Origin of the sequence: Winogradskyella jejuensis, assembly GCF_900129745.1 — a bacterium.
Classification (GTDB): Bacteria; Bacteroidota; Bacteroidia; order Flavobacteriales; family Flavobacteriaceae; genus Winogradskyella; species Winogradskyella jejuensis.
Window position 1 is genome coordinate 884717 of sequence record NZ_FQWS01000002.1, and the last position, 15112, is coordinate 899828.

A 15112-nucleotide genomic window follows, 5' to 3' on the forward strand; every position below is an offset into this window, starting at 1 on the left:
AAAATTTTTAAAATATGAAGTTTGGCAGTGTTGATTATCCAGAAACTATAGATTTTACCTTACCAAAAGACCACCCGGATACAGCAAGAGTATTGAAAGAAAATGCCTGTGACGAATTTAATGTCTTTGTAGGTTGTGCTAAATGGAATAGGGCAGATTTAAAAGGGTTTTATCCTCGAGGCACAAAAGATGAGCTTGAATATTATTCACGACAATTTAATTCCATTGAATTGAATGCTACATTTTATCGCATATTTTCACCAGAACAGTTTGAAAAATGGTACGAAAAAACACCCTCAAATTTTAAATTCTTTCCGAAACTAAATCAAGAAATTAGCCACTGGAAAAGATTAAATGAAGATGTAGGTCCAGTTGTTGAAAATTATCTCTACAGCGCTGTTAACTTAAAAGAAAAGCTAGGCTGTGTGTTTCTTCAAATGCATAATAACTTTGCACCAAAAGACTTTAATCGTGTTGTTGATTTTGTTGAATCTTGGCCAAAAGAAATTCCTTTAGCCCTTGAGTTTAGACATACGGATTGGTATAACGACGAAGCTGTTTCGGAAGATTTATACCAGTTATTAGAAGAAAATAACATTTCCAATATTATTGTAGATTCTGCAGGAAGAAGAGATATTATTCACATGCGTTTAACAAATTCTAGAGCGTTTGTCAGGTATGTCGGCGCTAATCATCAAACAGATTATAGCAGGTTAGATGATTGGGTAGACCGACTAAAAACATGGAAACATGCTGGGATTAAAGATGTCAATTTCTTTGTGCATCAAAATATAGAAAAAGAATCACCATTGCTTTCAGCATATTTAATTAAAAAGATGAATACGGAGTTGGGAACTGACTTAAAAATCCCTAATGACGATTCTAATGGACAACAAACTTTATTGTAAATGAGATTTAATACACGTAAATGGGTAAAACCCGAAGATTTAAATCCAAACGGCACCTTATTTGGTGGCCAATTATTAGCTTGGATAGATGAAGAGGCTGCTCTTTATACTATAATTCAGCTTGAAAATCCTAAAATAGTGACTAAATACATGTCTGAGATTAACTTTATGGCTTCAGCCAAAAAGGGAGATATTGTAGAGATTGGAATGGAGGTTATTAAATTTGGAAGAACATCTATTACTATGAAGTGTGAAGCACGTAATAAAATGACTCGAGAAACCATATTAACTGTTGACAATATGATAATGGTTAATCTAGGAAAAGAGGGTAAACCAGCGCCGCATGGTAAAACAGAGGTAGAATATGTAAAGGATAGATTAAATAACGATTAGTTGCTTGCTAAGTCCATGCTTAATTCATAAACTTCTAAATCAAAATACTTTACGGATGCCAGAACATGGTCAAAGATATCACCCATGATATACTCATAGTTCTGCCAACGTTGGTCACTGCTAAATGCATATATTTCAAGAGGAATGCCTTGAGGAGTTTGCTCGAGTTGGCGGACCATTAAAGTCATATCTTTCTTTATGGCAGAATGGGTTTCAATATAGGTTTGGAGATACTTTCTAAATACTCCAAAATTGGTGAGATTTCTACCATTAATTAAGACAGATTTATCAATATTTAGTTGAATATTGTGTTTTGATATTTCGTTTGAGCGTGTGTTCAAGTATTCTGAAACTAATTCTATTTTCTTAAAGCGTTCAATATCTTTGTCTGTTAAAAACTTAATAGTAGAAGCTTTAATAATCACAGAACGTTTAATACGCCTTCCACCAGAATTAGACATGCCACGCCAGTTTTTAAAGGAATCTGAAATTAATGCATAAGTCGGTATGGTTGTAATGGTTTTATCCCAGTTCTGTACTTTCACCGTTGCAAGCGTAATTTCTATGACATCACCATCTGCACCATATTTTTCAAAAGTTATCCAATCGCCAATACGTACCATATCATTGACGGTAACTTGAATACTCGCCACAAAACCTAAAATACTATCTCTAAATACAAGAATAATAATTGCTGAAACAGCTCCTAGACTAGTTACAAATTCCCAAAATGAAATTCCAGTGATTATCGCAAAAATTGAAAAAATAGCGAGCAACCACATAAATATCATAAACACTTGGATGTAGCTGTAAATTGGTTTGTCTTTATACTTCGGTAAAGTCTTCAAGTAATCTTTAACCGATAATAAAATACTTCGTAAAATGCGTAATGCTAAAAGTATGGCTACAACTTTCAAAGTTTTTTCAATAATAGACTCTACAAAAGGAAAGTCTGAAAAAACCTGAGGAACAAATTCAATTAAGATGATTAAAGGAATAATGTGAGCAACATTTCTAGGTAACTTGTTAGTAATTAATATGTCATCAAAATCGGTTTTCGTACGTTTTGCAATGCCAGAAGAAACCCTCCACAATATGCGTTTAGTAATAAAGTCTATAATAAAAGCGACAATTAACAGTGCAACAAGAAGCGCAAGCATGTTTAAGTATTTTGCAGCACTTTGCGTAAACCCATTTTCGATGAGTAAATCGTAAATGTAATGTTTCATTGTAATACGATTATTTCTGTAAAATTAGGTGTTTGTGACTAAGCGGAATATGATTTTAGGTAGTTCTTTTCAACATAAAATGTACCGAAAGGAATTACTGAGGCAATTAATACAATCCAAAAGGTTTTCTGAGTCCATTTAAAATCTGGCTTTAGCCATATTGCTAGCACGATGTAAGCCACAAATAATAATCCATGAGGCATTCCTAATAATTTCACGTACTGCGGGTCGTCATTAATGTATTTTATAGGAACAGCAACAAAGAGCAATAATAAATATGAAACACCTTCTAAAAAGGCTACAAGTCGAAAAAAATTAATCATAATTCATCTACAAATAAGTACTGCAAAAATACTTTGATAATAGCTAAATGCAACTGATTTTAACAGCTTTTAAGAATTAAATTAAAACTAAAGTTGGATTAATTATCTTTACATTTTCTAACTAAAAAAACAACCAATTTCAAATGATTTTTTCTAAAAAAACTCTTGTAACAGTCCTTTGTTTATCAGCATTTTTAGTCTTTGACGTAAGCAATGCCCAATCTAAGCGTAAGAGTAAAAAACAAGCAAAATCCGAAGCTGCTATACCAAAAACAGAAGCAAAGAAAAAAGGTAAAATAAAAGATTATGATAAGGTAATTACCAAAGACGCTATTACAGATGATGGCTTATTTAAAACACATCAAGTAGGTGAGAAGTATTTTTTTGAAATTCCTAATGAATATCTAGATACAGATATGCTTTTAGTCAGTCGTTTTGCAAAGTTACCTTCTCAGCTCGGTGGTGGTTATGTAAATGCAGGCACTAAAACAAATACGAGATTAATTCAATGGCAACGCTTTAAAGACAAAATATTAATCAAAGAGAAATCTTACAGTGCTGTTGCTCAAGACAGTTTGCCTATCAATATATCTGTACAAAACAATAATTATGCACCAACATTATATGCTTTTGATATACAGGCGATTTCTAAAGATTCTTCTGCAGTAGTTGTTGATGTTACTTCGTTTTATGGTACTGATGTTAAAGCTTTAAGTGGTTTACCAGCGCGTTTCAGAAAGCAGTATAAGGTTAGGAATTTAGATAAATCAAGAAGTTTTATTAATTCGGTAAAGAGTTTTCCCGAAAATATAGAAGTCATTCAGGATTTTACATACAATGCATCAGAACCTCCAGTAAATACAGGCGATGAAACTATTAGCATTCAGATGAATCAATCTATGATTTTGCTACCTAAAGATAAGATGCAGCCACGCTATTTTGATGAACGTGTAGGTTGGTTTACTTTAAGTAAATACGATTACAGTAGTGAGAAATTAAAAGCAGACCGTAAAACTTACATCCGTAAATGGCGATTAGTTCCAAAAGATATTGAAGCTTATAAAAGAGGTGAATTAGTAGAGCCTGTAAAGCCTATTGTATATTATCTCGACCCAGCAACTCCAGAAAAGTTTCGTTCTTACATGAAAGAAGGTGTTGAGTTATGGCAGAAAGCTTTTGAAGCTGCAGGCTTTAAAAATGCAATTATTGCAAAAGACCCACCAACGAAAGAAGAAGACCCAGATTTTAGTCCTGAAGACATTCGCTATTCGGTAATTAGATACGTAGCAAGTACAACACGTAATGCTACTGGCCCAAGTGTATCTGACCCAAGAACAGGGGAAATTATTGAAAGTGATATCATTTGGTATCATAATCATTTACGCTCATACCGTAACCGTTATTTATTAGAGACTGGCGCGTCTAACCCTTCAGCTCGAACACTAGATACTCCAGAAGAAGAAATAGGAGAAATGATGAAAATGGTAATTGCTCACGAAGTTGGACATACACTTGGTTTGCCTCATAACATGGCGGCAAGTTATGCATATGATGTGGAGAACTATCGTGATGGTGCATTTACTCAAAAGAATGGTATCGCAGCGACGATTATGGATTATGCACGATACAATTATATTGCGCAGCCTGGAGATCAGAATATTCGCTTTATAAGACAATTAGGACCTTATGACGATTATGCAATCAATTTTGGATACCGCTATTATCCTGAAGCTAAATCTGCTGATGATGAGCGCGAAATCTTAGACCAACTCGTTTCTGCAAAATCGGGTGACCCAGTCTATATGTTTGGAAGTCAAGGAAGCCGTTTTGACCCAAGGTCTCAAACTGAAGATATTGGGAACAATAGTATCAAAGCTAGTACTTATGGATTAAGTAATCTTAAAATTGTTGCAAAAAATCTACCAGCTTGGACAAGTGACCAAACTAATAATTATGATGACTTAGGCGAATTATATGGCGAAATGTTAGGCGTTTGGAATCGTTATGTAGGACACGTAGCAACACATATTGGTGGTGTTTACGAAGACACCAAGAACCCTTCTCAAGCTGGCGATGTCTATACTATGGTTCCAAAAACCCTACAAAAATCAGCTATGCAATGGTTGCATAAAAATGCCTTTGCGAGCCCAACTTGGTTAGTAGATAAAAATATTCTAAATAAAATTGATTACGCTGGTTATACTGAGCGTTTAAGAGGACTTCAAGTAAGACAATTAAACCGATTATTGAACTTTGAAACTTTGGGTCGATTAATAGATTACAATGCTTTAGATACTAACAATTACTCAGCATTAGAGATGCTTAGAGATTTACGAAAAGGAATTTGGTCAGAAATTAATTCGGGACAGAATGTTTCGGTTTACAGAAGGAATTTACAACGTGCATATGTAGACCAAATGAAGTATTTAATGACTGAAGATATGAATAGAGCACGTTCTAGAAAGTACTATAATGTCAACCAATCTGATGTTAGAGCATTAGTAAGAGGTGAGCTAAATGTTTTAAAACAGCGTTTAAAAGCAGGTGCAAATTCAGCAGTTAATACAGAAACAAAGTATCATTATAGAGACGCTTTAGAGCGCGTAAATAGCATTTTAGACCCAAAATAATTGGGAGATAAAAATGAATAGAGAAGATTATAAAATACATATCATTGGCGCAGGCATAAGTGGGCTTATCGCAGCTAAAACACTTGAAAACCAAGGCTACAAGCCCATAATAATTGAGGCAACAGATAGAGTAGGTGGACGTGTAAAAACCGATATTGTAGAAGGTTATCAGCTAGACCATGGATTTCAGGTATTGTTAAACGCTTATCCTAAAGCTATAGAGCATTTAGATTTTAAAGCTTTAGAGTTACAAGAGTTTTTACCTGGAGCAACTATCTTTTTTGGTAACAAGAAACAAACTATTGGAGACCCATTGCGAGATATTGGGTTATTGTTTCCAACATTATTTGCATCAATAGGAAGTATTTCTGATAAGATTAAAATACTAAAACTAAATTCAGAATTAAAGAAGAAGTCTATTCCTGCTATATTTTCAGATGAAGAATATTCCACTCTTAAGTATTTGAAGCAAAAAGGATTTTCAGAACACATCATCAAAACATTCTTTAAACCATTTTTCTCTGGCATCTTTTTAGAGCCTGATTTAAAAACCTCTAGCCGAATGTTTGAGTTTGTTTACAAAATGTTTGGTGAGGGACTAGCTGTTTTGCCAAAGGCTGGAATAGGTGCTATTTCAGAGCAATTAAAATCACAACTTAACGACACAGAGTTTGTATTTAATACCAAAGTAGAATCCGTAGATGACAAATCACTAAGCTTATCTGATGGAACAGTAATAGACACCCATTTTACCATTATTACTTCTGGTGCTAGTTATTTAATTAAGAATTTAAATAATCAAGATGTAAAGTGGAAATCTTGTTATAATCTCTATTTCGAGGTTGAAAATCGAACTATTGAGAAACCTCTAATTGGTTTGATGGCTGATGACGATACTGTGATTAATAACATTTTTTTTCATAATAGTTTAAAAACTAACACCAAAGGCAATAAGGAATTGTTATCTGTGACTGTTGTAAAAGATATGGATAACTCAGAGCTTGAGAAAAAAGTAGAAGAGGAGCTGACTACAAAATATAAGATCAATGTTGTAAAACATCTTAAAACGTATCACATTAAGAATGCACTTCCGGATATTGAACAATTACACTACGATATTCAACCTACGGAAACACAAATAAAGCCCACTATATTTTTAGCTGGTGATTATTTGTTAAATGGTTCTTTAAATGCAGCAATGCTTTCTGGAGAACGCGCTGCACAGGGATTAATTACAAGCCTTGAAGACGGTTTGGTGGTAGAAAATTTAACTTCAGAATATATTTAGAAAAACAATAAAACATGGCAGAAAAAAAGCCTGATATGGTAGTTTATGATGAGGAAAAAGGGCAATATAATGCTGCTTTTTTACCCTATGCAACAAGTTTTAGTGCGCCACAAATTAAGGCACCTAATAACGGAAGTTGGAAAAACTCTCAAATTTACAAAGCAAATAAACACCTTAAGGCAAAATACGAAGCATTACGTGCAGAGTACGAGGAGCTAATGAAAGTACTCGAATACAATGAACTCATCACGAGTTCAAAATTTTCTTTTGAACCTCTTATTGGGGAAATTTATCATTTGTACAATAACAAGAATAGTGAGCCATTTCTATCAATAATCAACCCAGATACTTGTAGTTTTGAGTATTTAGGCAGCTTTAGATTAACCTCAGATTATTTATGGGAAAAAATTGAAAATAACAGTGATTCAGTATCTATAAAACACTAAATATTTAAGATAATTACGTTTTTTGGGGTATAACTGCGCATATAACGGTATCTTTATCGAAATCCTAAAAACAGTAAATTTAATACATGGCTAAATCGCAGCAGACCTTTAGTAAAAGTGAAAAAGAAAAAAAACGTTTAAAAAAGCGCGAAGATAAACGTAAAAAAATGGAAGCGCGTAAAGCCGAAAAAGAAGCAAATGGCGGTTCTGATGGAATTCCTATTGCTTATGTAGATTACAATGGTAATTTAACAGATACGCCACCAGACCCAACACAAAAGGTAGAAATCGAAGCAGAAAATATAGAGGTAAGTATTCCTAAAACTTTGCCTGGAGAGAAAGAAGAAATTGACCCAATTAGAAAAGGAAAAGTAAACTTTTTTGATAGCTCTAAAGGTTTTGGTTTTATTATCGATGCAGAGAATAACGAAAAGTACTTTGTGCATGTTAGCGGTTTAATAGATGAAATCGCGGAGAACGACAAAGTAGAATTTGAACTTGAAAAAGGACAGCGTGGCATGAATGCCGTTAGAGTAAAACGTGTTTAGTCCTTTAAAATAACTCATAAAAAAGGCCATTATCGACGATAGTGGCTTTTTTGTTTGCGAACAAACTTATCCTTTCAATATTTTATATGCCAATTCTTTTGTAAGGGTTTTACCATTAGCTTTTTGGCGCAATAGCTCATAAGAAAATCTAAAATCACAACCTAATTTATAGTCAGAACAGCCATAAGCTGTTTTTCCCTTAATGATAGTACCTTTTTTACATTTAGGACAGGCATTTTCTGGTATTTCAGTTTTAAGATTTGTACCTTTTTTTGGTTCTAATTTCAACTTGAAAGCATCATCAAATCGCAATAAGCCTTCTGTAGATATATTATTGATTTTAAATCCTTTAAGACTAACCGTTGAACCTTTACTTAAAAGTCTAACTAACTGATTTTCTGATATCTTTTTATTTTCAAATTTAAATGGTAAAGTGAAATCACAAGACGTTCCATGGTGGTTACAACCAAAAGCTGTTTTTCCTTTTATTAATTGTCCAGATTTACATTTCGGGCAAGTTCTCCCAACAACACCTTTTGACGATTTAGTTTTAGTTTTCGACGTTTTTGAAGGCTTATTATTTACTGCAGAAATGCGTGTCGTCACTTTTTCTGTGCGTACTTCGTAAACTAAGGCATCTACCATACGCTTCATACTTTTTATAAATGCAGATGCAGAATATTCACCTTTTTCAATGTCTTTTAGCTGTTTTTCCCAAGTTCCTGTTAGTTCGGCCGACTTTAATAATTCATTCTGAATGGTATCAATCAACTGAATACCAGTAATTGTTGGGAGAATTTGTTTCTTATTACGCTTAATATATTTACGCTTAAAAAGGGTTTCAATAATATTGGCGCGTGTTGATGGTCGACCAATACCGTTTTCTTTCATAATATCGCGTAACTCTTCGTCATCTACCTGTTTCCCAGCAGTTTCCATAGCGCGTAGGAGAGAGGCTTCAGTATATTGATTTGGTGGTTTGGTCTGCTTTTCTATAAACGAGGGCTCATGCGGTCCTTTTTCACCTTTTTCAAAAGTGGGTAAGAGACTCTCTTTTTTATCATTATTTGTTTTACCATATTCAAACACTACACGCCAACCTTTAGACAATATTTCCTTTCCTGTAGTTCTAAATTTCACATCGGCCGCTTGACCAATGACCAAAGTATTTGACACTTTGCAATCCTCATAAAACACAGCGATAAAGCGTTTTACAATGGCATTATAGACTTTTTGGTCGCCATGTTGCATGTTTATTTGCATTCCGGTAGGAATAATTGCATGGTGGTCTGTGACCTTTTTATCATTAAAAACTTTAGTAGACTTCTTTATCTTTTTATCAAGCAGAGGTAAGGTTAGCTCTGAATAGTTGGTGAGTTTACTTAAAATACCTTTTACCTTAGGATACACATCGTTTGGCAAAAATGTGGTGTCTACTCTTGGGTAAGAGATAGCTTTTTGTTCGTATAAACGCTGTGCAGCTTTTAAAGTCTCATCTGCAGACATACCAAACTTGGTATTACAATAGACCTGTAAACCCGTTAAGTCAAATAGTTTTGGCGCGTATTCTGTGCCTTTCTTTTTGGTAATGGATACAATTTCAAATTGGTCGTCTTTAACCTTATTGGCCAAAACCTCACCATCTTCCATCTTCAAAAAACGGCCTTCTTCATAATTAAAAAGGGTATCTCGGTAGGTCGTTTGCAATTCCCAATAGGGTTGAGGCTTAAAGTTTTCAATCTCTTTGTATCTATTAACTAGCATTGCAAGCGTAGGTGTTTGTACACGCCCAACAGAAAGTACTTGCTTGTAACCACCGTGTTTTACGGTATATAATCTCGTGGCATTAATACCTAACAACCAATCGCCAATAGAGCGCGAAAAACCAGCATAATAGAGGTTGTCGTAATCTTCTGAAGGTTTGAGATTTTCAAAACCTTCTTTTATAGCTTCTGTTGTTAAAGATGAAATCCAAAGACGTTTAACTTCGCCTTTATAGTTAGCTTGATTAAGTACCCAGCGTTGTATCAGTTCGCCTTCTTGGCCAGCATCACCACAATTTATAACAACTTCAGCCTTATCAAATAAACGTTTTACAATATTGAATTGCTTTTTTATGCCGTCATTTTCAGAAACTTTGACTTCAAATTTCTCTGGAAGCATAGGTAAGTTGTTTAAATCCCAACTTTTCCAATACGGTTTATAATCCGCAGGTTCTTTAAGCGTACATAAGTGTCCAAACGTGTAAGTTACGGCATAACCATTACCTTCAAAATAACCATCATGTTTGGTGGTAGCACCAAGAACAGCGGCAATTTCGCGAGCAACACTAGGTTTTTCGGCAATACAGACTTTCACTTATTTATTTAGAATTTGAAGCACCCAAAATAAAGAAATTCATCGATTTTAAAGATTAAAATTTATACTGATGCCATAAAGTTATTCACGAATCTTAAAACACTTAACAATTGTTAAATACGGGCATATACCGTTAAGCTTTCTTAAAATATTTGGGATTTTCCTTTTCATCTGTATATTAAAGAGTGAACCATAAAATTACTAACAACTATGAAAAAGATTATTCTTACCCTTTCAGCATTTCTTATGTTGATTTCATTTAATTCATGCAAAGACACAAACAAAACACAAGACCAAACACCAGTAGCTGAAAAGCCGTTGGATGAACTCCAACCTGATGCTACTTTTGATGATGTTGTAACTACTTTTGAAGCTTTGGAGCAAGACCCAAATTACAACAGCTTATTAAAACTAGTTAATCAAGCGCAGATGATTGATGCCGTAAAAGGATTGAGCGATGTTACGTTTTTTGCACCAACAAACGCAGCAATTAATCGTTTACCAGAAGGCACTTACGATAATTTAAGACTACCACAAAATCTAGAAAAACTTCAAAATATTCTTAAATATCATATTGTGCAAGGCGAAACGGATGCTGCAACACTACTCGCTACTTTAAAAGATATGGATACGCCTTACAGATTAAAAACATTAACTGGCGGCTATATATCGTTACGCTTAGTTGAAGGCGACATCATAATCACAGACGAGCATGGTACTGAGAGTAAAGTGAGTGAGCCAGACATCGAAACCTCTAACGGCGTTATCCATGGTATCGAAAATGTTCTTATTCCAATTACCAAATAGGATATCGTCGACTCATTTAAAACACTAATTATTAATAAAAAAACAGAATTATGAAGAAGATAATATACACCTTAATCTTGTCGCTTTTTGTGGCGCAAGGTTTTGCCCAAGACCCATTATTACAACGAAATAACGAAACATTAGACGAAATAGCCACCAAAATTACAAGAACCTATGACGACAAATTGTCCTTAGAAGGTGAGCAGTTTATGTTATTTCAGAAGAAAGTCGAAGAATTTTTGATTCGAGAAGAGAAAATTCACAATAACTATAGTGGAAAGCAAAAGCTTGATTTAATTAACGAGCTACGTAAAGCTGAAACTATGGAAATGCGAAATGTATTAACGCAAATTCAATTTGATGTTTACAAACGTATTAAACCAGAAATACAGCCGCTTGCTGTAGTGAAAACAGAGAAAAACTAATTAGCTTTTCAATTATAATTATAATTATAAATCTAATAACCATATAAACAACATAAAACAACGAATAATAACTATGAACATATTTGAATCTTACCAATTAGGAGATATCACACTGAATAACCGAATTGTCATGGCACCAATGACCAGATGCCGTGCCATTGACAACATACCAAACGATTTAATGGCAACCTATTATGGACAACGTGCCTCAGCAGGACTGATAATTTCAGAAGGGACATCACCATCTGTAAACGGTATAGGTTATGCCCGAATTCCTGGTGCATACAGTCCGGCACAAATTGAAGGTTGGAAAACCATAGCCAAAAGCGTGCATGATAATAACGGAAAACTATTTGTACAATTAATGCATTGTGGTCGTGTCAGTGCTTCCGAAAATTTACCAGAAGGTGGAACTGTTGTAGCGCCAAGTGCGGTAAAAGCAGCAGGAGAGATGTACACCGATTCTAAAGGTATGGTAGAACATGCGACACCAAAAGCAATATTAACCGAGCAAATAGAAACCACCCAACAAGAATTTGTAGATAGCGCACAAAAGCTAGTAAGAGTAGGCGTGGATGGTGTTGAATTGCATGCAGCTAACGGGTATTTATTAGACCAGTTCTTAAACCCAAAATCGAATATGAGAACCGACGATTACGGTGGCGATTTTAAAAACAGAGCACGTTTTGTTATAGAAACAGCCGAAAAAGTAGCCTCAGCTATTGGCGCTGGGAAAGTAGGTATTCGTATTTCGCCATACGGCGCAATGAACGATGTGGACCATGACTACGATGATTTAATTGATTTATACACGTATTTGGCACAAGAACTACGAAAATTAGGCATTGCATACATCCATATTGCGGACCACAGTGGAACTATGGGCGCACCAGACTTTAAAACCGATATTAAATCGACCATAAAACTGAATTTTAATGGCACAATAATCACTGGAGGTGATGTGAATTCTAAAGACGATGCCCAAAACGTAATAGATGATGGCTACGACTTAGCGTATGTAGGACGTCCATTTATCTCTAATCCAGATTTGGTAGCGAAGTTTAAAAGCGATAAAGATTTAAAAGAACCAAATGCCGATTTATTTTATACGCCAGGCGCAGAAGGCTATACCGATTATGAGTAGTTAGTTGTTTAACTATGGTTCGCAAAAGGTCATATTTGTTAAAAATATGGCCTTTTGTTGGTTTTAAACCGAAATTAAAAGCCTACGAGGCTTGCTTATGTTTCTGTACAGAGCGCTTAATTTGTAGTAAATGCGAAACGATAGAAGAGAGCTCAATTCTAAGGAAACGCTGGTCTTTTTTGCTAAAATCTTCAATGTGGTGCTTATAGATAGATTCTAAACCGTCTTTTATGGAAATAAAGAAACTATCGTCAGTAGCATCTAAGGATACAGAACTTTTAAAATTGCTTTCTTGAAGTAACCAATACGATAAACTATTGATTTGCGTGAATAAGGCTAGATTTTTGTCCATAATACATAAGTTTTAAATCGAGGGCTTATGCAATTTAAAAACAGCTTGGTATACGATTTTAATTTCTAAGTTAAGTAACAGAATTTTTCGCTAAGCGTTTGTAATTGGATAAAAGTATCGGTGAATAACATAAATAGCGAAAGAGAAGTATATTGGTATTCTGTGATACTTTATATTTTACATAATATAAATTATAGGACAATTGTATAAATTTGTATATATATAATATCTTTACGATATGGAATGGCTAAACAACTTAAGTAGTGATGATTACATGATAATACTAATGGCGTTTATATTTATAATCATTTATATTTTAAGTTCATGGTATAGAAAATACACCTGGGAAAAACATAGGAAAGCTCGACGTGATTATTATAGGAACGTATATTTAAAATCTGATGCTTGGCAGCGTAAACGCTATGTTGTTTTAAGACGGGATAATTGGAAATGTGTGTATTGTGGCAAACGAGCAACACAAGTACATCATACGCGTTATGCAAAATATAATATTGGTAAAGAACCTATAGAATGGTTAGAATCTGTATGTAAATCATGTCATGATGATTTACATTAGTATTACATGACCCAAAATATGGTCGTTACACTCGCCTATTATTTTAACCAAACCGAGGGACGAGGTTCATGAATTCTTATTTGAAACAATAAAAATGAAATGAATAAAATTCTATGAGGCCGCATAAAATCGTAAATTAAGTTAGTTTCAACTAGACTTCAACGGTGTTTTCCAAAACAAAGGGACGATTGTACAATCTTAATATAGGCCATTCTAAAATATTTTCATAATTAAATTCTTTCATACAAGCTCTTATCATTTGTTGAGTAGCAGAACCAAGCAAGAGATTGCAGCATAAAACAAAAGACGCCGAATTATTATTTCTACTTAAAACATCCATAATATCTGCTCTTGCTTCTTCAGAAAATGATTTACCTCTATGTCTAGCAATTTGATAATAGTTAACTTTAGCTACGTCTTTACTCTCTCCTTCATCTGCCTTATGATAATATCTTTCGGCTAATTCCTTAACAGGTTCCCATTCAGTTTTACCTTCAATTCCCAAATGAATTAACTCTAATAATTCCCGATTATTGGAAGAAGATATACCTATTCCATTTTCCAATATTTTATCCGTTTCTTTTATCAAAACTTTATCAACTTTTTCTCCAGTTCCAAATGATTTAGTTTTTAAGTCTAAACTATCTGAAAGCCCACTTTTCTTAAAACTATTTATATCTCTTTTTAATTGCTGACACCATTCAAAAAAAGCATTTGCCAATTTTGATTCTATATTCCATTTGTCAGCAAAATTTTCTCTTTCACTTTCAGGTCTTGCGTAGTCTACAGGATTTGGAATTAACCATTTACCGTTTGAATAATCTAGGATGTTATCTTTGTTTAAATACCCATTTTTTATTAGAAATTCATTTCTGCTCAATGCATAATTTACAAACTGGTCGATTATCTCAACTATATTACTTTCTGCATTATATACTTGAGTAGTAATGGTTGTAATAATTATTGAAATCGGCTTAAAATCTTTATTAACAAAATGGACGTCTCTATGCCTCTTCATTATTTGGATTGCACGTTGTAAAGAGGTCCTAAATAGCTGTTTAGGAACTTCTTCTTTTCTCTCATATAACTCTCTATTAGCGTTGAAAATGGCATTTCTTTGTGATTCAATAAAGCTAGTAGAATAAGTATTTTTTGATTTAAACCATAGGTAGTACCCTTTTGGATTACTAGTAGACCAGGTATAAACATTATTCTCCTTATGCGTAATATCTATATTATGTAATGTTCCCTCATCAGATTTTAATGCTGGTAGAATATCTATATGAAAACCTGGTCTGTTATTTTCAGTGGCATATTCTATTGTCCAACATCGTTTACCTTCTTCATCCATCATTCTTTCATAATCACTATTTTCTTTTAATCTATCACCAATGTCATTCTTTAGAATTTCAGAAGATTTAGATTCATTATATTTTGTCAATTCGCACACTTGGTCGATATCAAAATTTCCATCTTTGTCTTTACGATATGGTCTTACTACAGTACCAAGTCTAAATGAGCCCTGCAGATATACATCAGGTAAATAACCAGACCTATATGTTCCTTCGTTTAACCAATTTTTAACTGCATTAAATCGTTCCTGCGCTATTTTAAAATCTGTAGGAGATATATCTAGGTACTGCGCTACTTGTAATAGTATTTGATTACTCATTAATTAATTTTT

The 15112-nt window shown here is 33.9% G+C and carries 14 protein-coding genes; 9 read left to right on the top strand and 5 right to left on the bottom strand.

All coding sequences use genetic code 11. The annotated features are described in order from the left end of the window. Positions 1–14: 14 nt before the first annotated feature. Together BUB95_RS11895 and BUB95_RS11900 are read left to right on the top strand one after the other, a co-directional pair. Entirely contained in the window at positions 15–908 is an 894-nt protein-coding gene (locus BUB95_RS11895; RefSeq protein ID WP_073086742.1) for a DUF72 domain-containing protein, read from the top strand. Beyond that, positions 909–1301, top strand: coding sequence for an acyl-CoA thioesterase (locus BUB95_RS11900; protein ID WP_073086744.1), 393 nt, complete (start codon positions 909–911; stop codon positions 1299–1301). Here the strand turns inward: BUB95_RS11900 and BUB95_RS11905 are convergent. Both BUB95_RS11905 and BUB95_RS11910 read right to left on the bottom strand, forming a co-directional pair. Continuing rightward, the gene (locus tag BUB95_RS11905) at positions 1298–2530 is read right to left on the bottom strand and encodes a mechanosensitive ion channel family protein (protein WP_073086746.1); all 1233 of its coding nucleotides are present in this window, start codon (positions 2528–2530) and stop codon (positions 1298–1300) included. The genes BUB95_RS11900 and BUB95_RS11905 overlap by 4 nt on opposite strands. Before the next feature lie 38 nt (positions 2531–2568). Then, positions 2569–2853, bottom strand: a complete 285-nt coding sequence (locus BUB95_RS11910; RefSeq protein ID WP_073086748.1) for a DUF3817 domain-containing protein — start codon at positions 2851–2853, stop codon at positions 2569–2571. A gap of 143 nt (positions 2854–2996) precedes the next feature. Here BUB95_RS11910 and BUB95_RS11915 point away from each other — a divergent pair, with 143 nt between their 5' ends. The 4 genes from BUB95_RS11915 (at position 2997) to BUB95_RS11930 (ending at position 7765) form a co-directional block, all read left to right on the top strand. Next, the gene (locus BUB95_RS11915; RefSeq protein WP_073086750.1) at positions 2997–5483 is read left to right on the top strand and encodes a zinc-dependent metalloprotease; all 2487 of its coding nucleotides are present in this window, start codon (positions 2997–2999) and stop codon (positions 5481–5483) included. A gap of 13 nt (positions 5484–5496) precedes the next feature. Continuing rightward, entirely contained in the window at positions 5497–6771 is a 1275-nt protein-coding gene (locus BUB95_RS11920; RefSeq protein WP_073086752.1) for an FAD-dependent oxidoreductase, read from the top strand. 14 nt (positions 6772–6785) lie between these two features. Beyond that, a complete protein-coding gene (locus tag BUB95_RS11925; RefSeq protein ID WP_073086754.1) occupies positions 6786–7217 on the top strand; it encodes a DUF2452 domain-containing protein in 432 nt (143 codons plus the stop codon). A gap of 86 nt (positions 7218–7303) precedes the next feature. Further along, positions 7304–7765, top strand: coding sequence for a cold-shock protein (locus tag BUB95_RS11930; protein WP_073086756.1), 462 nt, complete (start codon positions 7304–7306; stop codon positions 7763–7765). 66 nt (positions 7766–7831) lie between these two features. Here BUB95_RS11930 and BUB95_RS11935 read toward each other — a convergent pair whose 3' ends face one another. After that, entirely contained in the window at positions 7832–10123 is a 2292-nt protein-coding gene (locus tag BUB95_RS11935; RefSeq protein ID WP_073086758.1) for a DNA topoisomerase 3, read from the bottom strand. Positions 10124–10333: 210 nt separating this feature from the next. Here BUB95_RS11935 and BUB95_RS11940 point away from each other — a divergent pair, with 210 nt between their 5' ends. From BUB95_RS11940 to BUB95_RS11950, 3 genes are all read left to right on the top strand, one after another. Next, the gene (locus tag BUB95_RS11940; RefSeq protein WP_073086760.1) at positions 10334–10930 is read left to right on the top strand and encodes a fasciclin domain-containing protein; all 597 of its coding nucleotides are present in this window, start codon (positions 10334–10336) and stop codon (positions 10928–10930) included. A 50-nt stretch (positions 10931–10980) separates the two neighbouring features. Then, positions 10981–11355, top strand: coding sequence for a hypothetical protein (locus BUB95_RS11945; protein ID WP_073086762.1), 375 nt, complete (start codon positions 10981–10983; stop codon positions 11353–11355). 73 nt (positions 11356–11428) lie between these two features. Continuing rightward, on the top strand, positions 11429–12499 hold the full coding sequence (locus BUB95_RS11950; protein ID WP_073086764.1) for an alkene reductase: 1071 nt from the start codon (positions 11429–11431) through the stop codon (positions 12497–12499). Between the two features lie 82 nt (positions 12500–12581). Here BUB95_RS11950 and BUB95_RS11955 read toward each other — a convergent pair whose 3' ends face one another. Together BUB95_RS11955 and BUB95_RS11965 are read right to left on the bottom strand one after the other, a co-directional pair. Then, complete coding sequence (locus BUB95_RS11955; protein WP_073086766.1) at positions 12582–12851, bottom strand: hypothetical protein; 270 nt, start codon at positions 12849–12851, stop codon at positions 12582–12584. A gap of 728 nt (positions 12852–13579) precedes the next feature. Next, positions 13580–15100: a nucleotidyltransferase domain-containing protein gene (locus BUB95_RS11965; protein WP_073086769.1), complete on the bottom strand. Its 1521-nt coding sequence runs from the start codon at positions 15098–15100 to the stop codon at positions 13580–13582. Positions 15101–15112 lie beyond the last annotated feature (12 nt).